General features: G+C 68.8%; 19 protein-coding genes and 1 pseudogene. 9 read left to right on the top strand and 11 right to left on the bottom strand.

Annotated features, from left to right (window positions below; all coding sequences use genetic code 11):
* Nucleotides 1-7 precede the first annotated feature (7 nt).
* Entirely contained in the window at nucleotides 8-2,119 is a 2,112-nt protein-coding gene (locus tag AC3WQM_RS22480) for a PAS domain S-box protein (RefSeq protein ID WP_492681800.1), read from the bottom strand.
* The gene (locus AC3WQM_RS22475; RefSeq protein ID WP_159275506.1) at nucleotides 2,112-2,834 is read right to left on the bottom strand and encodes a winged helix-turn-helix domain-containing protein; all 723 of its coding nucleotides are present in this window, start codon (nucleotides 2,832-2,834) and stop codon (nucleotides 2,112-2,114) included. Before AC3WQM_RS22475 ends, AC3WQM_RS22480 begins: the two co-directional genes overlap by 8 nt.
* Before the next feature lie 181 nt (nucleotides 2,835-3,015).
* On the opposite strand from AC3WQM_RS22475, the gene AC3WQM_RS22470 reads away from it, so the two are divergent.
* Complete coding sequence (locus AC3WQM_RS22470) at nucleotides 3,016-4,200, top strand: DesA family fatty acid desaturase (protein ID WP_489057813.1); 1,185 nt, start codon at nucleotides 3,016-3,018, stop codon at nucleotides 4,198-4,200.
* A gap of 64 nt (nucleotides 4,201-4,264) precedes the next feature.
* Here the strand turns inward: AC3WQM_RS22470 and AC3WQM_RS22465 are convergent, their stop codons facing one another.
* Nucleotides 4,265-4,777 carry a universal stress protein gene (locus AC3WQM_RS22465; protein ID WP_307587113.1) on the bottom strand — a complete coding sequence of 171 codons (513 nt, stop codon included), beginning with the start codon at nucleotides 4,775-4,777 and terminating at the stop codon, nucleotides 4,265-4,267.
* A 149-nt stretch (nucleotides 4,778-4,926) separates the two neighbouring features.
* On the opposite strand from AC3WQM_RS22465, the gene AC3WQM_RS22460 reads away from it, so the two are divergent.
* The 4 genes and pseudogenes from AC3WQM_RS22460 (at nucleotide 4,927) to AC3WQM_RS22445 (ending at nucleotide 7,135) form a co-directional block, all read left to right on the top strand.
* Nucleotides 4,927-5,514, top strand: coding sequence for a hemerythrin domain-containing protein (locus tag AC3WQM_RS22460; protein ID WP_492681798.1), 588 nt, complete (start codon nucleotides 4,927-4,929; stop codon nucleotides 5,512-5,514).
* Nucleotides 5,515-5,578: 64 nt separating this feature from the next.
* Nucleotides 5,579-6,013: pseudogene (locus AC3WQM_RS22455) on the top strand (HD domain-containing protein); the annotation flags it as partial.
* A 153-nt stretch (nucleotides 6,014-6,166) separates the two neighbouring features.
* Nucleotides 6,167-6,664: a GNAT family N-acetyltransferase gene (locus tag AC3WQM_RS22450; RefSeq protein WP_492681890.1), complete on the top strand. Its 498-nt coding sequence runs from the start codon at nucleotides 6,167-6,169 to the stop codon at nucleotides 6,662-6,664.
* Nucleotides 6,665-6,706: 42 nt separating this feature from the next.
* Entirely contained in the window at nucleotides 6,707-7,135 is a 429-nt protein-coding gene (locus AC3WQM_RS22445; RefSeq protein WP_492681796.1) for a hypothetical protein, read from the top strand.
* 38 nt (nucleotides 7,136-7,173) lie between these two features.
* Here AC3WQM_RS22445 and AC3WQM_RS22440 read toward each other — a convergent pair whose 3' ends face one another.
* From AC3WQM_RS22440 to AC3WQM_RS22425, 4 genes are all read right to left on the bottom strand, one after another.
* Nucleotides 7,174-7,620, bottom strand: coding sequence for a universal stress protein (locus AC3WQM_RS22440; RefSeq protein WP_062479963.1), 447 nt, complete (start codon nucleotides 7,618-7,620; stop codon nucleotides 7,174-7,176).
* A gap of 101 nt (nucleotides 7,621-7,721) precedes the next feature.
* Nucleotides 7,722-8,267 (bottom strand): Rrf2 family transcriptional regulator, encoded by a 546-nt coding sequence (locus tag AC3WQM_RS22435; protein WP_492681794.1) that lies wholly within the window; start codon nucleotides 8,265-8,267, stop codon nucleotides 7,722-7,724.
* 37 nt (nucleotides 8,268-8,304) lie between these two features.
* Entirely contained in the window at nucleotides 8,305-9,003 is a 699-nt protein-coding gene (locus AC3WQM_RS22430) for a Bax inhibitor-1/YccA family protein (RefSeq protein WP_492681792.1), read from the bottom strand.
* Between the two features lie 178 nt (nucleotides 9,004-9,181).
* Nucleotides 9,182-9,517 carry a hypothetical protein gene (locus AC3WQM_RS22425; RefSeq protein WP_492681790.1) on the bottom strand — a complete coding sequence of 112 codons (336 nt, stop codon included), beginning with the start codon at nucleotides 9,515-9,517 and terminating at the stop codon, nucleotides 9,182-9,184.
* A 244-nt stretch (nucleotides 9,518-9,761) separates the two neighbouring features.
* Between AC3WQM_RS22425 and ycaC the strand changes: the two genes are divergently transcribed.
* The 4 genes from ycaC to AC3WQM_RS22405 all read left to right on the top strand — a co-directional run bounded on the left by ycaC (nucleotide 9,762) and on the right by AC3WQM_RS22405 (nucleotide 13,090).
* Nucleotides 9,762-10,388 carry an isochorismate family cysteine hydrolase YcaC gene (gene ycaC / locus AC3WQM_RS22420; RefSeq protein WP_062479957.1) on the top strand — a complete coding sequence of 209 codons (627 nt, stop codon included), beginning with the start codon at nucleotides 9,762-9,764 and terminating at the stop codon, nucleotides 10,386-10,388.
* A 7-nt stretch (nucleotides 10,389-10,395) separates the two neighbouring features.
* Entirely contained in the window at nucleotides 10,396-11,085 is a 690-nt protein-coding gene (locus AC3WQM_RS22415) for an isochorismatase family protein (RefSeq protein WP_492681788.1), read from the top strand.
* A gap of 93 nt (nucleotides 11,086-11,178) precedes the next feature.
* Complete coding sequence (locus AC3WQM_RS22410; protein WP_492681786.1) at nucleotides 11,179-11,775, top strand: NADPH-dependent FMN reductase; 597 nt, start codon at nucleotides 11,179-11,181, stop codon at nucleotides 11,773-11,775.
* Nucleotides 11,776-11,872: 97 nt separating this feature from the next.
* Complete coding sequence (locus AC3WQM_RS22405; RefSeq protein WP_492681784.1) at nucleotides 11,873-13,090, top strand: acyl-CoA dehydrogenase family protein; 1,218 nt, start codon at nucleotides 11,873-11,875, stop codon at nucleotides 13,088-13,090.
* Between the two features lie 22 nt (nucleotides 13,091-13,112).
* Here AC3WQM_RS22405 and AC3WQM_RS22400 read toward each other — a convergent pair whose 3' ends face one another.
* From AC3WQM_RS22400 to preA, 4 genes are all read right to left on the bottom strand, one after another.
* Complete coding sequence (locus tag AC3WQM_RS22400) at nucleotides 13,113-14,369, bottom strand: Zn-dependent hydrolase (protein ID WP_492681782.1); 1,257 nt, start codon at nucleotides 14,367-14,369, stop codon at nucleotides 13,113-13,115.
* A gap of 18 nt (nucleotides 14,370-14,387) precedes the next feature.
* The gene (gene hydA, locus AC3WQM_RS22395) at nucleotides 14,388-15,827 is read right to left on the bottom strand and encodes a dihydropyrimidinase (RefSeq protein WP_492681780.1); all 1,440 of its coding nucleotides are present in this window, start codon (nucleotides 15,825-15,827) and stop codon (nucleotides 14,388-14,390) included.
* Nucleotides 15,828-15,853: 26 nt separating this feature from the next.
* Nucleotides 15,854-17,359, bottom strand: a complete 1,506-nt coding sequence (locus AC3WQM_RS22390; protein WP_492681778.1) for an NCS1 family nucleobase:cation symporter-1 — start codon at nucleotides 17,357-17,359, stop codon at nucleotides 15,854-15,856.
* Between the two features lie 100 nt (nucleotides 17,360-17,459).
* The gene (gene preA / locus AC3WQM_RS22385; protein ID WP_062479945.1) at nucleotides 17,460-18,770 is read right to left on the bottom strand and encodes an NAD-dependent dihydropyrimidine dehydrogenase subunit PreA; all 1,311 of its coding nucleotides are present in this window, start codon (nucleotides 18,768-18,770) and stop codon (nucleotides 17,460-17,462) included.
* Nucleotides 18,771-18,840 lie beyond the last annotated feature (70 nt).

The raw sequence follows: 18,840 nt of genomic DNA, 5'->3' as shown, positions 1-18,840 counted from the left end.
ACTTCGTTCACTCGCGCGCAGCCAACAGCGCCCGCGCCATCGCGCGCGCCAGCTCGCTGCGCGAATACGGCTTGCGCAGCAGCTCCCAGCCCGGCGGCGCTTCGCGGTCGGCGTCGAGCAGCTCGGCCGAGAACCCCGACATCAGCAGCACCGCGAGCCGGGGTTGGCGCTGCACGGCCTCGGCGGCCAGCCGCGTGCCGCGCATGCCGGGGCCGAGCGCGATGTCGCTCAGCAGCAGGTCGAAGGGCGTGGCTTCGGCCGCCATGGCGGGCAGGGCCTGTTCGGCATTGGCGGCGGTCGCGATCTCGCAGCCCAGCGTGGTCAGGAAGGTGTGGACCACCTGGCGCACCTCGGCGTCGTCTTCGACCAGCATCACGCGCAGGCCGGGTGCCAGCGTGGCCTCGGCTTCGATCTCCATGGCATCTTCATCGGCAGGTGCCGCAGCGCTCGCCGCATCGGCCTCGACCTGCGGCAGGTAGAGCGTGACGGTGGTGCCGGCGTTGAGCTTGCTGTCGATGGCGATGGCGCCGCGCGACTGCTTCACGAAGCCGTACACCGTGCTCAGGCCTAGGCCGGTGCCGCGCCCGGCTTCCTTGGTGGTGAAGAAGGGCTCGAAGAGGTGTTCCATGACCGCGTCGGTCATGCCGGTGCCGCTGTCGGCGATGGAGAGCGCGACGAAGCGGCGGCCGGCGTCGGCGTCGCTCAGTTCCTGGCGCACGGTGGCGGGCAGGGCGTCGCAGGCCTCGGCGCGAAAGTGCAGGCGCCCGCCCTCGGGCATGGCGTCGCGCGCGTTGATGGCGATGTTCAGCAGCGCCGATTCGAGCTGGCCCGGGTCGGCGCGCACGGCGGGACAGGGGTCGTCGGCATCGATCTCGATCTGGATGCGCTGGTCGAGCGTGCGGCGCAGCATGTCGGTGAGCGAGTGCAGCATCTGCCGCACGTCGACCGCGTCGGGCTGCAGCATCTGGCGCCGCGAGAAGGCCAGCAGCTTGCCCGTGAGTTCGGCGCCGCGCCGGCTGGCGCGCGCGGCGGCGGCCACGAGCTGCTGCGCGTAGCCGTCGGCCGCGAGCTGCGGCAGCTCCTCGAGCACCTGCAGGTTGCCCTGGATGATGGTGAGCAGGTTGTTGAAGTCGTGCGCGATGCCGCCGGTGAGCTGGCCCACGCTCTCCAGGCGCTGCGCGTGGTTCAGCGCCTCTTCGGTCTGCACGCGCTGCAGGCTGGTGGCGAGCAGGCTGGCCACCGATTCGAGAAAGCGGATCTCCTCGTCGCCGAAGCGCCGCGCGGCGGTGGCGCGCACCGACAGCATGCCGGTCACGCGGCCCCGGTCGGACAGCGGCACGGCCAGCGCGCTGACCAGCCCGGCCTCGAGGTAGGCGGGCGGCACGGTGAAGCGGCGTTCCTCGCGGTAGTCCGTGACCACGACGGGGCAGCCCTGCGAGAGCACGTAGCCGGGTTGCGTGTCGGGCCGGTTGGCGATGCGCAGGCCCACGCTCTCGTCGGCGACCAGGCCCACGCCGCTGGCCAGGCGGAACTCGCGCTGGCTGCCGTCGAGCAGCCACACCATGGCCACCTCGACCTGCAGCGCGGTCGCGACGATGTCGGGCACCTGCGCCAGCACCACCTGCAGGTCGCGCGTGTCGACCGCCAGGCGGCCCAGCTGCGCCAGATGTTCGCTGTAGCGCGCGCGCTGCAGCGCCTGCTTCACGCGCGGGTAGGCGCCGATGTCGCGGATCGCGGCCACCACGAAGGGCAGGCCCTGGTTCTGCAGCGGGCTCAGCGCGATCTCGACCATCACCTCGCTGCCGTCCTTGCGCTTGGCGACCAGCTCCATGTCGGTGCCCATCGGGCGCGGGCGCGGCGCGCGGCCGTAAGCCTCGCGGAATGCGGCGTGGCGCGGGCGGATGCTGTCGGGCACCAGCGCTTCCACGCTCAGGCCCACGAGTTCGTCGGCCGCGTAGCCGAGCATGGCGGCGGCCGAGGGGTTGGCCAGCACGATGCGGCCCGACTGGTCGACCACCAGCAGCGAATCGGGATACGCGGCGAACAGCGAGCGGAACACGCTGCCTTCCTCGACACCCGAGGGCAGGCCGGGAATCGAGGGGGCGTTGCCGTCAGCCATGGGTGACCGGCGGCACCAGGATGTAGCCCGCGCCGCGCACCGACTTGATGAGCTGCGGATCGTCGGCGTTGGCCTCGATCTTCTTGCGCAGCCGGCCAACCTGCACGTCGATCGTGCGGTCGAAGGGGGCGGCTTCGCGCCCGCGCGTCTGCTCGAGCAGAAAGTCGCGCGAGAGCACGCGGCCCGGGTGCCGCGCGAAGGCGCACAGCAGGTCGAACTCGCCGGTGGTCAGCGCCACGGCCTCGCCCTGCGCGTTGCTGAGGCTGCGCGCGGCGGTGTCCAGGCGCCAGCCGGCGAAGCGCAGGCGCTCGGGCGGCGTGGGGGCGGCGGCCGCCGACGCGTCGGGCGTCAGGCGCCGCAGCACGGCCTTGACGCGCGCCGCCAGCTCGCGCAGGTCGAAGGGCTTGGTCACGTAGTCGTCGGCGCCCACTTCGAGGCCCACCACCTTGTCCACCGGGTCGCCGCGGCCGGTGACGATCACGAGGCCGCAGCGCCAGTTCTCGCGCATGTGGCGGGCGATGGAAAAACCGTCTTCACCCGGCAGGCCGAGGTCCAGCAGCACGAGGTCGGCCGGGTCGGCGGCCATGAGCGAGCGCAGCGCCGCGCCGTCGTGGATCTGGGTGACGCGGTAGCCGTGGCCCTGGAGGTAGTTGGCCAGCAGCAGCGTGATGTCGACCTCGTCGTCGAGCACCGCGATGTGGGGGGCAGAAGTCATGCGGGGGCTGGGAGAAAAAACGCCGGCGCCACGGGGAAGGGCGCAGGGAGCCGGGAAGCGTAGCACGCAAGGCGCGGCTGCGGCAGCCGCAGCGCCCGCCGTTGATCTGGCGCAAGGCCCGCGGGCGGGGCGCTTCCGAGAATCGCGCCCGTTGTCCACAGGGTCCAGAAGGTACGAACGAATGGCATCTTTTCTTTTCTCGGGCGCGCTCGATCTCCCGTGGTGGGGCGTGCTGCTGGCCGCGCTGGCGCTGACGCACGTCACCATCGCCTCGGTCACCATCTTCCTGCACCGCCACCAGGCGCACCGCGCGCTCGACCTGCATCCCATCGCCAGCCACTTCTTCCGCTTCTGGCTCTGGATGACCACAGGCATGGTCACCAAGCAATGGGCCGCGGTGCACCGCAAGCACCACGCCAAGTGCGACACGCCCGACGACCCGCACAGCCCGCAGGTGGTGGGCCTGAAGCGCGTGCTGTGGGGCGGCGTGCTGCTGTACGTGGCCGAGGCGCGCAACCCCGAGACGCTCAGCCGCTACGGCCACGGCACGCCCGACGACTGGCTCGAGCGGCGGCTGTACACGCGCTACCAGACGCTGGGCATCACCTGCATGGGCCTGATCGACATGGCGCTGTTCGGCGTGCTGCCGGGCGCGCTGGTGCTGCTCGTTCAGATCGCATGGATTCCGTTCTGGGCCGCCGGTGTGGTCAACGGCATCGGCCACTTCTGGGGTTACCGCAACTGGCCTGCGTCGGACGCGAGCACGAACATCTTTCCCATCGGCCTCTTGATCGGCGGCGAGGAGCTGCACAACAACCACCATGCGTTCCCGACCTCGGCGAAGCTCTCGAACAAGTGGTTCGAGTTCGACATCGGCTGGGTCTACATCCGCGCGCTGCAGGCGGTGGGGCTGGCGAAGGTGAAGCACCTGGCGCCGAAGCCGCGCCTCACCACGCCGCGCGCCACCGTCGACCTGCTCACGGTGCAGGCGGTGATCCGGCACCACTACGACGTGCTGTCGAACTACTCGCGCTCGCTGAAGCAGGCCTGCACCGAAGAGCTGGCCCGGGTGCATGCGCTCGCGCCGAACAAGGCACGCGCACTGCGCGCCGCGCGGCCCTGGCTCGGCAAGGAAGAAAAAGCCCTCGACGCCACGCGCCATGCGCAGCTCACGCAGGCGCTGGTTGCTTCGCAGGCACTGGAAACGATGTACGCCATGCGGCGCGAGCTGACGGCGCTGTGGAGCCGCTCGGGCGCTACCGGCGAACAGCTCGTGAAGCGGCTGCAGGACTGGTGCGAGCGCGCCGAAGCCAGCGGCATCGCACCGCTGGCGGCCTTTGCGGTGCGGCTGCGTTCCTACGCCTGAGAGGCTTCGAAAGAGAAAAAAAAGCGCCGGCCGGCGCTTTTTTCTTGTTCGCGCGCCGGAAGGCCTACTGGTTCGCGACCTGCCCGTCCGGCAGGCTGAAGCGCTCGGACTCCACCTTGGCCGCGGCTTCGGGCGCGCGGATCAGCAGCACCGGCACGGGCGCCACGCGCAGGATGTGTTCCGCGCTGCTGCCCATGGCCCAGCGGCTCAGGCCGCGCCGGCCGTGCGTGCCGAGCACGATCAGGTCGGCCTTCGAATCGACGGCCTCGGTCACCACCTGGTCGTGGACCGCGCCGGCCTTGAAGCCATCGCGCAGCACGACTTCGGCCTCGACGCCCGCTTCCTGCGCCTGGGCGCGGGCCTTCTCGAGCAGCGTCACGGCGTTGGCGCGCAGCGCCCCGAGCCAGTCGCCCGAATGGCCGACGTAGACGTCCATGCCGAGCGCGAACGAGAGCTCGTCGAGGATGTGGACGATGCGCAGGCGGCCACCGGTGAGCTTTGCCAGGCGGATGGCTTCGGCCAGGCCTTCGGCGGAGGTGGAACTGCCGTCGACGGGAACCAGGATGCGTTGGTACATGGTGTGGAACCTCCAGGGTGCGTTGAAGAAAAAGACAGGAGATGCCATGCCAGTCTGTGCCTGGCTGCATGCACGGGCCTTGATCTGGAACAAGCCTGGGCCGCGTCGGACTTGCGACCCTTGGGGCCTTCGAAAGAAGGAGACCCTCCATGACACATGCCGCCGTCCGGATCATTCGCCAGGAGCACGCCGCGCTGGCGGCCATGCTGCGTTCCATCGTGATGCTGCTCGACCAGCACCGCCGCAAGGGCACGATGCCCGACTTCGCGACGCTGCGCGCGATGCTGTTCTACGTGGACGAGTTTCCCGAGAAGCGCCACCACCCGAAGGAGACCGAGCTGCTCTTTCCCCGGCTGCGCGCTTGCACGCCGATCTCGCGCGACCTGATGGACAAGCTGGACAACGACCATGCCTGGGGCGAGCGCAAGATCCGCCACGTCGAACATGCGCTGCTCGCCTTCGAGATGCTCGGCGAGCCGCGCCGCCTGGCCTTCGAGCAGGCGATGAACGAGTACGTGAGCTTTTACCTGGACCACATGGCGCACGAGGAACGCGAGATTCTTCCGCTGGCCGAGCGCGTGCTCAATGCCGACGACTGGCGCGAGCTCGACGCGGCCTTCGGCGAGAACCGCGACCTGTTCTCCAACCACCCCGCGCCTGACGAGGTGTATGCGTCGCTCTTCACGCGCATCGTCAACGTGGTGCCCGCGCCGATCGGACTGGGGCCGGCGCTGTAACAACGGTGTGCCTGCGGATCGCTTAGGCTCGGCCTGACACATTCAGGACGAACGAGACCGCGAGATGGACATCGATCAGATCAAGGGAAGGCTGGACTTCCTTCGCGAGGCCGAGCGCCTCAAGAGCGTGCTGCGCAGCGCGCACACCGCTTCGGGCCGCACCGAGAGCACGGCCGAGCACAGCTGGCGCCTGTGCCTCATGGCCATGGCCTTCGAGGACGAGCTGGCCGACCTGGACCTGCTCAAGGTGCTGAAGATGTGCGTGGTGCACGACCTGGGCGAGGCGATCCACGGCGACATTCCCGCCATCGTGCAAGGCGCGCATCCCGACAAGAGCGCGCAGGAGCGCGAAGACCTGCAGGTGCTCACGCGCACGCTCGACGCGCCGCTGCGCGCGGGCATCCTGGCGCTGTGGGACGAGTACGAAAAGGCCGAGACACCCGAAGCGCAGGCGGTGAAGGCGCTCGACAAGCTCGAGACCCTGCTGCAGCACAACCAGGGCGCGAACCCGCCGGACTTCGACTACGAATTCAACCTCGGCTACGGCCAGAAGCACACCGGCAGCCGTCCGCTGTTCCGTGCCATGCGAGCGTTGGTGGATGCCGACACGCAGAAGAAGGTGGAGGCTGCGCGGCGGCCAGAGGCGGGGCCGGTGGTTCGCCCCGAGCAACCGGGCGACGAGGCCGCCATCCGGCAATTGACGGTGGCGGCGTTTGCCGAAGCACCGCATGCCGACGGCACCGAACACCTCATCGTCGACGCCTTGCGCGCGGCCGGCCAGCTCACGCTGTCGCTCGTGGTTGAAGACGGTGGCGAGATCGTCGGCCATGTGGCGCTGTCGCCCGTGGCGATCTCGGACGGTACGACCGGCTGGCATGGCCTGGGGCCGATCTCGGTGGCGCCCGCGCGCCAGGGGCAGGGCATCGGCCGGCTGCTGATGGACGCGGCGCTGGCTGGCCTGCGCGACGCTGGCGCGCAGGGCTGCGTGCTGCTGGGCGACCCGGCCTTCTATGGCCGCTTCGGCTTCGTCGTGCGGCCCGGGCTGGTGTTGCCGGGCGTTCCGCCGGAATACTTTCAGGCCGTGTCGTTCCACGGTGCCTGGCCGGTCGGCGAGGTGCGGTACCACGCGGCGTTCGGCGTCGGTGCCTGACGCACGGACCGGGGGCGCAAGGCGTTCATAATCGCCCCCGTCATGCCTGCCCGCCACCTGCCTTCGGACACTGCCCATGCGCCGCGCGTGAAGCGCGCGCAGACCTCGGTGTCCGCGCGTTCCGCGACCCCCGAACCCCCCCGCCGTCGCATCCATGACGGCGGCGCCTCCCGCAGCCTTGCGGGCTTCACCGCGATGGAAAGCAGCGCACCGGCCCGCGCGCCGTCTGCGGTGCGACCTCGCAACTGGCGCACGACCCTGCTGGGTGTGGCGCTCGGCCTGGTGATCGCGATGTTGTTGCTCATGAAGTGGCTGCTCGACTACCAGGTCGATGCCGCGCAGGCGCGCCACGCGCAGGAGGCGCAGGCGCGCACGCAGGCCGCGCGCTGCTTCGGCCGCGATGCCGGGCCGTCGTGCCCGCCGGCCGGTCGCACGGTCGTCGAGACCGTCGAGTCCGCAGCGACGAGATAACCCCGCGCACCGCGTGCGCGGGGCCTCGTTCGTTCAGTTCAGCGCAGCACCAGCACCGGGATGTGCGAGTGCGTCAGCACGTGCAGCGTCTCGCTGCCCAGCAGCAGCCGTGCGAGGCTGCGGCGCCCGTGCGAGGCCATCACGATCAGGTCGCAGTCCTGGTTCTTGGCGGCGTGGATGATGGCCTCGGCCACCTGGTTTGACTTCATGACCACCGCGTCGGCGCGGCGCACGCCCTTGGCCAGGGCGGTGTCGCGCACCGCATCGGCCACGCGCTGGGCCGCCTGCTCGACGTGTTTCTGGTTGGCTTCGAAGTCCGTCTGGTTCAGCAGCATCGAGCCTTCGAAATAGCCATAGGGCTGGATGTGCGCGACGTTGACGCTCACCAGCTCGGCGCCGGTCAGCAACGCGAGGTCGATGGCCGCGGCCACCGCCTTGTCCGACAGCGAAGAGCCGTCGGTGGCGACGAGAACACGCTTGTACATGGCAGGCTCCTTGGCCCCCGGCACCGCGGGTGCCCTTGCCATTGCAGTCTAGTCCGCGCGGGGGGCACATTCAAGGCCGTGCCGCCCGCGCGTGCCGGGTATCAGCTGCTCGTGCTATGGCGCCGTCCCAGTGCGAACACCGAGTTCGGCGCGTCGACCACGAAGGGCTTGCGCACCGGCGAGCCGACGACGGATGTCGTGCGGCGGGCGGCCGCGCTGGTGGCGGGCTGCACGCCCTTGGCCTTCTGTTCATCGACCAGGCTCTGAAGCGAGATCGAGCGCAGGAACTCGACGGCGCGCAGGTTCACGGAGGCCCACAGGTCGTCGATCTCGCAGCGGCCGGGTTCGTCGGCCGAGCCGGCGGCGCGCGGGCGGATCTTGCTGGCGCCCAGGTCTTCGATGGTGAGCACGATGTCGGCCACCGTGATCTCCGTGGCCTTGCGGCTGAGCGAGTAGCCGCCGCCGGGGCCGCGGGTGGATTCGACCAGCCCGTTGCGGCGCAGCTTGGCGAACAGCAGTTCCAGGTACGAGAGCGAGACCTGCTGGCGCAGGCTGATCGAGGCCAGCGTGACGGGGCCCGAGCGGCCGTGCAGGGCGATGTCGATCATCGCGGTGACCGCGAAGCGGCCCTTGGTGGTGAGGCGCATGGTGCTTTCCTTCCTTGTCTTGTCGTTCTGTGTGCGCTTACTCGTCCCGGCCGCCGGCGATGCCCAGCAGGGCCAGCAGCGACTGGAACACGTTGTAGAGGCTCAGGTACACGCCCAGCGTGGCCGAGATGTAGTTGGTTTCCAGGCCGTCCTTCACGCGCTTCAGGTCGTGCAGGATGAAGGCCGAGAAGATGCCGATGGCAGCGACCGACAGCGTCATCATCAGCGCGCTCGACTGGATGAAGACGTTGGCGATGCCCACCACCAGCAGGCCGATGGCGCCCACGAAGAGCCACTTGCCCATGGCCGAGATGTCGCGCTTGATGACCGTCGAGAGCATGGCCATGCCCAGGAAGATGCCGCCGGTGCCGGCGAAGGCGGTCATCACCAGGCTGGCGCCGTTGGACAGGCCGAGCACGCTGCCGACCAGGCGCGACAGCATCAGGCCCATGAAGAAGGTGAAGGCCAGCAGCACGGGCACGCCGGCGGCGGAGTTCTTGGTCTTCTCGATGGCGTACATGAAGCCGAAGGCGCCGCCGAGGAACACCATGAGGCCGATGCCCGGCGACAGGGCGCGCGTGAGGCCGGTGGCCACGCCGAGCCAGGCGCCCAGCACGGTGGGCACCATCGACAGTGCGAGCAGCCAGTAGGTGTTGCGCAGAACGCGGTTGCGTTCCTGGACCGAGGCCAACGGTGCGCCGAAGCTGGAGGGGTAGGCCGATGGGCTGGAGTTCATCAAAAAATCCTGAAAAGAGAGAGGGCCGGACGGGTCGCATGACACGTGCGGCGGGGCCGTCAGACGGCTGAAAAAGAAGGGGCAGGTGCGTCGCGCGAAACAGGCGACGGGCCGGATGGGTGAGCGCAAACGCCCGGACCGGATCGGTCCTCAGGCGTTCGCTCGCCGCCGCGCGGCCTCAGGCGGCGAGGAGGGCGTGGGGCCGGGGTGGCCGCTTGGGCCGGTCGAGCAGCGGCGAGAGCACCGAGGTGGAGCCCAGCCGCGGCGGTTGCGCGGAGAGCACCAGCAGGTTGCGTGCGTGGGGGCGGGCGTCGAGCAGTTCGGCGTGCTCGGAGCCGGCTTCGTCCATGGCGGACGGGTCTTCGGAAGAAGACGTGTTGCCGGACTCGCTGTTGCCGCCATCGGCCAGTGCGACGGCGAGCGTCGCGACGGTCTGGCGGTCACCCGTCGACGTCACATGGTTGCCGCCGACGAGCCCGTGCGCGAGCACGGCGAAGCCGTAGCACGACAGCATGAAAGCGAGGACGGTAGCGGCAAACCAGCGGGACATGTAGGGGTATTTTACCCGCCGCGAGGGATCGGCTCCGGCGGGCGCGAATTCATCCGACCTGCGCGCACGGGTGTTGCCATCGTCCATCGGGTGGAACGCTGCAGGCAAATTTCGCCGACTACCGGACTTTCGGGGGCGCTTTTACGCTGACGGACATGCATCGGGGGCCATTTTTCCCCGGCATTCAACCTCACAAAGGAAGCCTTCCATGTCCAAGCCCTACACCCGTCTCGACAAGAACGATGTCGCCGTGCTGCTGGTCGACCACCAGACCGGCCTGCTCTCGCTGGTGCGCGACATCGACCCCGACAAGTTCAAGAACAACGTGCTGGCCCTGGCCGATATCGCCAGCTACTTCAAGCTGCCCACGGTGCTGACCACCAGCTTCGAGAACGGCCCCAACGGCCCGCTCGTGCCCGAGCTGAAGGCCCAGTTCCCCGACGCGCCCTACATTCCCCGCCCCGGCCAGATCAACGCCTGGGACAACGAGGACTTCGTCAAGGCCGTGAAGGCCACGGGCAAGAAGCAGCTCCTGATCGCCGGCGTGGTCACCGAGGTCTGCGTGGCCTTCCCGGCGCTGTCGGCGCTGGCCGAGGGCTTCGACGTTTTCGTCGTCACCGATGCGTCGGGCACCTTCAACGATGTGACGCGCCAGGCCGCGTGGGACCGCATGTCGGCCGCCGGCGCGCAGCTGATGTCGTGGTTCGGCGTGGCCTGCGAGCTACACCGCGACTGGCGCAACGACATCGAGGGGCTGGGCACGCTGTTCTCCAACCACATCCCCGACTACCGCAACCTCATCACCAGCTACACGCAGCTGACCCAGGGAAAGTGAGCACGCCATGACCATTCCCAACAACGTTGCCAACTTCAACGGCGCCAAGCCCGTCATCGACCCCGACGATGCCGTGATGCTGCTCATCGACCACCAGAGCGGCCTGTTCCAGACCGTGAAGGACATGCCGATGACCGAGCTGCGTTCCAACGTCACCACGCTGGCCAAGGTCGCGACGCTGGCGAAGATCCCGGTCATCACCACCGCCTCGGTGCCGCAAGGACCGAACGGCCCGCTGATTCCCGAAGTGCACAAGTACGCGCCGCATGCGCAGTACGTGGCGCGCAAGGGCGAGATCAACGCCTGGGACAACCCCGAGTTCGTGGCCGCCGTGAAGGCCACGGGGCGCGGCACGCTGATCATTGCCGGCACCATCACCAGCGTGTGCATGGCCTTCCCGAGCATCGCGGCGGTGCACGAGGGCTACCGCGTGTTCGCGGTGATCGACGCCTCGGGCACGTACTCGAAGATGGCGCAGGAGATCACGCTGGCGCGCGTGGTGCAGGCCGGCGTGGTGCCGATCGACACCGCGGGCGTGTGCTCCGAAGTGCAGAAGACCTGGCACCGCGACGACGCCGCGCAATGGGCCGAGGCCTACAGCGCCGTGTTCCCGCCCTACCAGCTGCTGATCGAGAGCTACATGAAGGCGCAGGAGGTCGTGACGAACAGCGAGCAGCTGGATTCGCAGCGCGCCTGATCTTCCGGGTGCGACACTGACGAAAGCCGCGCCGCACGCGAAACGTGCGGCGCGGCTTTCCTTCTTCTTTCAACGCACGGCAAGGAGCCCCGCATGGACAGTCCCCGCATCCTGATCATTCCCGGCAGCGCCCGCGACGGTTCGCTCAACCGCCGGCTGGCGGCCGTGGCCGCGGCCACCGCGCGCGCGGCGGGCCTGCAGGTGACGGAGATGGACCTGCGCGCGCTGGCGCTGCCCGTGTACGACGGCGACCTCGAGGCCGCCTCGGGCGTGCCGGCCGGCGCGCACGAACTGCGCAGCACCATCGCGGCGAACGACGGCGTGCTGATCGTCACGCCCGAGTACAACGGCTTTCCCACGCCGCTGGTCATCAACGCCTTCAGCTGGCTCTCGCGCATTCCGCCGGGCGACGGCCACGCGGGCGGCCTGGCCGCCACGGCCAACAAGCCGGCTGCGCTGCTGTCGGCCTCGCCCGGGCCGCTGGGCGCGCTGCGCTCGATGAACTTCCTGCGCCAGTACCTGCAGATGGCCTTCGCCATGCTGGTGGCGCCGCAGCAGTTCGCACTCGGGCGCGCGAACGAGGCCTTCGAGGCCGACGGCACGTTGAAGGACGCGCGCGCCGCGCAGTCGGTGCAGAAGGTGGTGGCGGCGCTGGCCGCGCTGGCGACCGCGCTGCCCACGCCACGCTGACCTGCCCAGGGCGGCGTTCGTGCTGTCGCGCGAACGACCGTCCCGATCCGCATCGCGACGTATCTTCGACCGCACATTGGAAGAAGGACGAGACGACATGCAATTCGAATTCACGCCCCGGGTGCTCGCGCTGCGCGCCGAGCTGCTCAAGTTCATGGACGAGCACGTCTACCCGAACGAGAAGCGCCGCGAGGAAGAGCTGGCCGCCAACGCCCGCGCCGGCCGCCCGTATGCCGAGCTGCCGATGATGGCCGGCCTGAAGGCCAAGGCGCGCGAGCGCGGCCTGTGGAACCTGTTCCTGCCCGAGTCGGAACACGGCCCGGGCCTGAGCAATGTCGAGTACGCGCCGCTGTGCGAGATCATGGGCCGGCGCTACTGGTGCGCCGAGATCTTCAACTGCTCCGCGCCCGACACCGGCAACATGGAAGTGCTGGCGCGCTACGGCACGAAGGCGCAGCAGGAACGCTGGCTCACGCCGCTGCTGGCCGGCGAGATCCGCTCGTCGTTCGCGATGACCGAGCCCGAGGTGGCCTCCAGCGACGCCACCAACATCCGCTGCAGCATTCGCCGCGAAGGTGACGAGTACGTCATCAACGGGCGCAAGTGGTACATCACCGGCGCCATGAACGAGCGCTGCGAGATCTTCGTGCTGATGGGCAAGACCGACCCCGACAACGCCGACCGCCACAAGCAGCAGTCGATGGTGCTCGTGCCCAAGAACACGCCCGGCATCACCATCGTGCGCGACATGCAGCTGCTGGGCATGTACGACCCGCCCTTCGGCCACCCCGAGATCGTGTTCGACAACGTGCGCGTGCCGGTCGAGAACATCCTGCTGGGCGAGGGCCGCGGCTTCGAGATCGCGCAAGGCCGCCTCGGCCCCGGACGCATCCACCACTGCATGCGCGCCATCGGCATGGCCGAGGCCGCGCTGGAGCTGATGTGCCAGCGCCTCGTGTCGCGCGTGGCCTTCCACAAGCCGCTGTCGGAACAGGGCGTGTGGCGCGAGCGCATTGCCGAGTCGCGCATGCTGATCGAGCAGTCGCGCTGGATGGTGCTCAACGCCGCCTACCGCATGGACACCGTGGGCAACAAGGTCGCGGCGAAAGAGATCGCGATGATCAAGGTGCTCACGCCGAACAACTGCGTGAAGGTGATCGACTGGGCCATGCAGGCCTTCGGCGCCATGGGCCTGAGCCAGGACACGCTGCTCACGCACTTCTACGCCTACGAACGCCACCTGCGCGTGGCCGACGGCCCCGACGAAGTGCACCGCAACGCGATCGCGAAGCAGGAGCTGGCGGCGTACCAGTAGCGGCAACGCCGCCGCGAGCGCGTCAGTCGACGCGTTTCGCGCGCTCCAGCATGGCATGCAGCAGCACGTTGCAGCCGGCCGTCAGGTGGTCGGGCTGCGCGTCCTCGATCTCGTTGTGGCTGATGCCGTCCTTGCAGGGCACGAAGATCATGCCGGCCGGTGCGAGCCGCGCGGCATAGATCGCGTCGTGGCCCGCGCCCGAGACCACATCCATGGTCGAGTAGCCAAGCCTTTCGGTCGCGCGGCGCACCGCGTCCACGCAATCGGGGTGAAACGGGCAGGGCGGAAAGTACGACACGCGCTCGATCGTCACGCCCAACCCGGTTTCGCGCCCCGTGCGATCGACGCAGGCGAGGATCTCGCCGTGCATGCGGTCGAGCAATTCGCCGCTCACGTTGCGCAGGTCGACCGAGAACTTCACCTCGCCCGGAATCACGTTGCGGCTGTTCGGGTGCACCTGCACCATGCCGACCGTGCCGCGCCCGTAGGGCGGGTAGCGCAGCCCGATGGCCACCACCTCCTGCATGATCCGCGTCGCCACCTGCAGCGCGTCGCGACGCAGGTGCATCGGCGTAGGGCCCGCATGCGCCTCCATGCCGGTGACGACGCAGTCGTACCACGAGAGGCCGAGCACCGCCGGCACCACGCCGATGACCTTGTCCGCATCTTCCAGCACAGGCCCCTGCTCGATGTGCGCTTCGAAGTAGGCCCCGATGGGGTGGTCGCCCGGCGCCTGGTCGCCGATGTAGCCGATGCGTTCCAGCTCTTCGCGCACCGTCTTGCCCTCGGTGTCCTTCGCGGCGTAGGCGTGCTCCAGGCTGAAGGCGCCGCAGAACACGCCCGAGCCCATCATCACCGGCACGAAGCGCGAGCCTTCCTCGTTCGTCCAGAACGCGACCTCGATGGGTGCCTCGGTGCGAATGCCCTGGTCGTTCAGCGTGCGCACCACCTCCAGCGCCGACAGCACGCCGTAGTTGCCGTCGAACTTGCCGCCGGTGGGCTGCGTGTCGATGTGGCTGCCCGACACGATGGGCGGCAGCGCGGGGTTGCTGCCTTCGCGGCGCATGAAGACGTTGCCGATCTTGTCGACCGTGATGCTCAGCCCCGCTTCCTTGCCCCACGACACCACGAGGTCGCGGCCCTGCTTGTCGAGGTCGGTCAGCGCCAGCCGCTTGACGCCGCCCTTGGGGGTGGCGCCGATGCGCGCCAGTTCCATCAGCGAGTTCCACAGGCGCTCGCCGTTGATCGTCAGCACCTGCGTGTCCACTGCTGCATTCATGTATGACTCCTTGGGGGTTCAGCGCGCCACGGCCGTGGGCGCGTGCTGCTGTTTGAAGCGTTCGAGCGCGGTGAACATCGGCGCGAAGGGCGGGCGCTTGAGGTAGCGGCCGGTGCCCGGCTCGGCGTGCAGGTCGCCGTCGCGCCAGACCCAGCGGCCTGCGCTCACGGTGTGCCTGGGCACGCCGGTCACCTGGCGGCCTTCGAAGATGTTGAAGTCGCTCTTCGAGTGCTGCGTCTTCACCGACAGCGTCTTGGTGGCCTTCGGGTCCCAGACCACGATGTCGGCGTCGGCACCGGCCTGGATCACGCCCTTGCGCGGGTACAGGTTGAACAGCTGCGCCGCGTTGGTGGAGGTGACGCGCACGAACTCCGAGGGCGTGAGCCGGCCGGCGTTGACGCCCGCATCCCACAGCACGGCCATGCGCTCCTCGACGCCGCCGCAGCCGTTGGGGATCTTCGTAAAGTCGTCGCGGCCGGCCGCCTTCTGCTCGGCGCAGAAGGTGCAGTGGTCGGTGGCCGTGGTGTGCAGGTTGCCGCCCTGCAGGCCGCGCCACAGCATGGCCTGGTTCTCGCGCGAACGGAAGGGCGGGCTCATCACGTGGGCGGCGGCGCGTGCGAAGTCGGGGTCGCGGTAGGCGCTTTCGTCGACCACCAGGTGGCCGGCCAGCACTTCGCCGTACACGCGTTGGCCGCGCGCGCGGGCACGGGTGATGGCGTCGAGCGCTTCGCCGCACGACACGTGCACCACGTAGATCGGCACGCCCAGCACATCGGCGATGGCAATGGCGCGGTTGGCCGCCTCGGCCTCGACCATCGGCGGGCGCGACAGTGGATGGCCCTCGGGGCCGCGAATGCCCTGTGCCAGCAGTTGCTGCTGCAGCATCGCGACCAGCTCGCCGTTCTCCGCATGCACCGTCGGCATGGCGCCGAGTTCCAGCGAGCGCTGGAAGCTCTTCACCAGGATCTCGTCGTCGGCCATGATCGCGTTCTTGTAGGCCATGAAGTGCTTGAAGCTGTTCACGCCGTGCTCGTGCACCAGCGTGCCCATGTCCTTGTGCACGCTGTCGTTCCACCAGGTCACGGCCACATGAAAGCTGTAGTCGCCGGCGGATTTCTCGGCCCAGCCGCGCCACATGCGAAAGGCGTCCATCAGCGACTGCTGCGGATCGGGAATCACGAAGTCGATGATGCTGGTGGTGCCGCCGGCCAGGCCGGCCGCCGTGCCGCTGAAGAAGTCGTCGGCCGCCACGGTGCCCATGAAGGGCAGCTGCATGTGGGTGTGCGGGTCGATGCCGCCGGGCATCACGTAGGCGCCGCCGGCGTCGATCACCTCGGCGCCCGCCGGCACCTGCAGGTCGGTGCCGACCTGGAGGATCTTGTCCCCCTGGCAGAGCACGTCGGCACGGTGCTCGGCATCGGCGTTGACCACCGTGCCACCGCGAATGAGAACGGTCATGGCGTGGGTTCCTTTTCTTTCTTGTGTCAGCTGGGGTTCTTGAGGGGCGGGGCCAGGCCCTGAAGCTGCGGCGCGCGCGCCTTCATCAGCCCCATGTAGACCACGGCCGACAGCACCACGCCGACGAACCAGGCGTAGGTGTAGATCGTCTTGAAGAACTCGGGCATCGACGGCACGGCCGACGGAAAGGCGGCGTTGAGGAAGCCGGGGATGTTCGGCAGCACGCCGACCACGAAGGCGACGATGGCCGCCATATTCCAACCGTTGCCGTAGCTGTAGGCGCCGGTCTCTCGGTAGAGCGCCTCGACGTCCAGCTCCTTGCGGCGAATCAGGTAGTAGTCGGCGATCAGGATGCCTGCCACCGGCCCCAGCAGCGCCGAGTAGCCGATGAGCCAGGTGAAGATGTAGCCCTGCGTGGTCTCCAGCACCTTCCACGGCATCATGACGATGGCGATGCCGGCCGTGATGTAGCCGCCCGTGCGGTACGAAATTTTCTTCGGGTTGAGGGCCGAGAAATCGTAGGCCGGGCCCACGAGATTGGCCGCCAGGTTCACGCTCACCGTGTCGATCAGCAGGATGATGAGCGCGATCAGCACCGCGGCGCCGGTCATGCGGCTGGCCAGGTCCACCGGGTCCCACAGCGCCTTGCCGTAGATGACCACGGTGGCCGAGGTGACCATCACCGCCATCATCGCGAGCAGGCCCATGGGCGCGGGCAGGCCGATCACCTGGCCCACCACCTGGTCGCGCTGCGAGCGCGAGAAGCGCGTGAAGTCGGGGATGTTCAGTGCCAGCGTGGCCCAGAAGCCGACCATGGCCGTGAGCGACGGCCAGAACACGGCCCAGAACATGCCGGCCTTCTTGCCGCCGGCCTCGAACTGCGAAGGCTGGTCGAAGATCGGGCCCAGGCCGCCCGCGCGCTGCACGGCCCAGTAGAGCAGGGCGATGCACACGATGATCTTGAGCGGCGCGGTGTACGTTTCGAGCCGGCGGATCGACTCGATGCCGTGCACCACGAAGTACAGCTGGATGGCCCAGAAGATCAAAAAGCACACGAGTTGCGCGCCGTTGATGCCGAGCATCGGCAGCTTGTCGCCGCCCAGCGGCTGGCCCATGAGCACGCCGACCAGCGTGTAGATCATCTGGCCGCCGAACCAGGTCTGGATGCCGTACCAGCCGCAGGCCACGATGGCGCGCAGCAAGGCGGGCAGCCGCGCCCCGCGCGTGCCGAACGAGGCGCGCGCCATCACCGCATACGGAATGCCGTACTTCGCGCCGGCGTGGCCGATGAGCAGCATCGGCACCAGCACGATGGCGTTGCCGAGGAACACGGTCAGCACCGCCTGCCCCCACGACATGCCGCCCTCGATCAGGCTGGCCGCCAGCATGTAGGCGGGGATGCACATCACCATGCCCACCCAGAGCGCGGCGAAGTGGTACCAGCGCCACGTTCGCTGTGCCAGCGTGGTGGGCGCCAGGTCCTCGTTCCAGAGGTTTGCGGCGGGTGCGCCGCCGTGCTGTGGGGTCGTCATGTGGGTTGTCTCCTGCACGTGTGTCGTGTTTTTTGCCGTGTTGTCGTTCCCCTCCTGCCGCCGCCCGGTCTGCGCCGGGCTTCGTCATTCATGCATGCGCTCAGGCAGGGCTGCCGGTGCGCATCGGGTTGTTGGGGTGCGTGGTCCAGTTGGCGTAGTGGCCGACCACCGGGTGGCCGGTGCGCGCGTCCGTCTCGCCGGCCTTCAGCGTGCGCATCGACAGCGCGCCGGGCACCGGGCAGATCGACACGCACAGGTTGCAGCCCACGCACTCTTCTTCCTTCACCTCGAAGAAGCGCATGCCGTCCTTGGTGGCGCTGATGGCCTGGTGCGAGGTGTCTTCGCACACCACGTGGCAGCGGCCGCACTGGATGCACAGGTCCTGGTGGATCACGGCCTTGTCGACGTGATTCAGGTTCAGCTGCTGCCAGTCGGTGATGCTGCCGACCGCACGGCCGCGCAGTTGTTCCAGGTTGGCGTAGCCCTTCTGGTCCATGAAGTTCGAGAGGCCGTCGCACAGGTCCTGCACGATCTTGAAGCCGTAGACCATGGCGGCGGTGCACACCTGCACCGAGCCGCTGCCCAGCGCGATGAACTCGGCGGCGTCGCGCCAGGTCGAGACGCCGCCGATGCCCGAGATCGGCAGGCCCGCCGTCTGCGGGTCGCGCGCGATCTCGGCCACCATGTGCAGCGCGATCGGCTTGGCGCCAGGGCCGCAGTAGCCGCCGTGCGAGCCCTTGCCGTCGGTGTGCGGAAACATCGCCATCGCGTCCAGGTCGACGCCCATGATCGAGTTGATGGTGTTGATGAGGCTCACCGCGTCGGCGCCGCCTTTCTTCGCGGCGCGCGCGGCGGGGCGGATGTCGGCCACGTTGGGCGTGAGTTTCACGATCACCGGCAGCTTCGAGTAGTGCTTGCACCATTCGGCCACCATCTGGATGTACTCGGGCACCTGGCCCACGGCCGCGCCCATGCCGCGTTCGCTCATGCCGTGCGGGCAGCCGAAGTTCAGCTCGATGCCGTCGCAGCCGGTGTCCTCGACCATGGGCAGGATGTTCTTCCAGGCCTCTTCGGTGCAGGGCACCATGATCGAGGCCACCAGCGCGCGGTCGGGCCAGTTGCGCTTGACGCGCGTCATCTCTTCCAGGTTGGTGCGCAGCGGGCGGTCGGAGATCAGCTCGATGTTGTTGAAGCCCGTCACGCGGCGGTCGGCCGCATACGACACGGCGTAGCGTGGGCCGTGCACGTTGACCACGTTCGGGTCTTCGCCCACGGTCTTCCAGACCACGCCGCCCCAGCCGGCCTCGAAGGCGCGGACCACGTTGATCTCCTTGTCGGTGGGCGGCGCCGAGGCCAGCCAGAAAGGGTTGGGGCTGCGGATGCCCACGAAGTCGATGCTCAGGTCTGCCATGTGAATTGCTCCTGTCGCGGCAAGGCGCGCACGGATGGAATGAGAGGAAAGTAAGGTCGGTGCGGTCGCG

The sequence above is a fragment of the Variovorax sp. FW301-JW7 genome, from assembly GCF_058788795.1.
The sequence above is the reverse complement of the archived record's forward strand: the minus strand, read 5'-3'. Positions and strand labels throughout refer to the sequence as shown.

Bases quoted from the DNA above. Each gene is read 5' to 3' on its own strand.
- AC3WQM_RS22415 (WP_492681788.1), top strand. From the start codon at position 10,396: ATGACCATTCCCAACAACGTTGCCAACTTCAACGGCGCCAAGCCCGTC.
- hydA (WP_492681780.1), bottom strand. From the start codon at position 15,827: ATGACCGTTCTCATTCGCGGTGGCACGGTGGTCAACGCCGATGCCGAG.
- AC3WQM_RS22410 (WP_492681786.1), top strand. From the start codon at position 11,179: ATGGACAGTCCCCGCATCCTGATCATTCCCGGCAGCGCCCGCGACGGT.
- AC3WQM_RS22445 (WP_492681796.1), top strand. From the start codon at position 6,707: ATGCCTGCCCGCCACCTGCCTTCGGACACTGCCCATGCGCCGCGCGTG.
- preA (WP_062479945.1), bottom strand. From the start codon at position 18,770: ATGGCAGACCTGAGCATCGACTTCGTGGGCATCCGCAGCCCCAACCCT.
- AC3WQM_RS22440 (WP_062479963.1), bottom strand. From the start codon at position 7,620: ATGTACAAGCGTGTTCTCGTCGCCACCGACGGCTCTTCGCTGTCGGAC.
- AC3WQM_RS22435 (WP_492681794.1), bottom strand. From the start codon at position 8,267: ATGCGCCTCACCACCAAGGGCCGCTTCGCGGTCACCGCGATGATCGAC.
- AC3WQM_RS22430 (WP_492681792.1), bottom strand. From the start codon at position 9,003: ATGAACTCCAGCCCATCGGCCTACCCCTCCAGCTTCGGCGCACCGTTG.
- AC3WQM_RS22405 (WP_492681784.1), top strand. From the start codon at position 11,873: ATGCAATTCGAATTCACGCCCCGGGTGCTCGCGCTGCGCGCCGAGCTG.
- AC3WQM_RS22390 (WP_492681778.1), bottom strand. From the start codon at position 17,359: ATGACGACCCCACAGCACGGCGGCGCACCCGCCGCAAACCTCTGGAAC.
- AC3WQM_RS22480 (WP_492681800.1), bottom strand. From the start codon at position 2,119: ATGGCTGACGGCAACGCCCCCTCGATTCCCGGCCTGCCCTCGGGTGTC.
- AC3WQM_RS22470 (WP_489057813.1), top strand. From the start codon at position 3,016: ATGGCATCTTTTCTTTTCTCGGGCGCGCTCGATCTCCCGTGGTGGGGC.
- AC3WQM_RS22400 (WP_492681782.1), bottom strand. From the start codon at position 14,369: ATGAATGCAGCAGTGGACACGCAGGTGCTGACGATCAACGGCGAGCGC.
- AC3WQM_RS22475 (WP_159275506.1), bottom strand. From the start codon at position 2,834: ATGACTTCTGCCCCCCACATCGCGGTGCTCGACGACGAGGTCGACATC.
- AC3WQM_RS22425 (WP_492681790.1), bottom strand. From the start codon at position 9,517: ATGCTGTCGTGCTACGGCTTCGCCGTGCTCGCGCACGGGCTCGTCGGC.
- ycaC (WP_062479957.1), top strand. From the start codon at position 9,762: ATGTCCAAGCCCTACACCCGTCTCGACAAGAACGATGTCGCCGTGCTG.
- AC3WQM_RS22465 (WP_307587113.1), bottom strand. From the start codon at position 4,777: ATGTACCAACGCATCCTGGTTCCCGTCGACGGCAGTTCCACCTCCGCC.
- AC3WQM_RS22460 (WP_492681798.1), top strand. From the start codon at position 4,927: ATGACACATGCCGCCGTCCGGATCATTCGCCAGGAGCACGCCGCGCTG.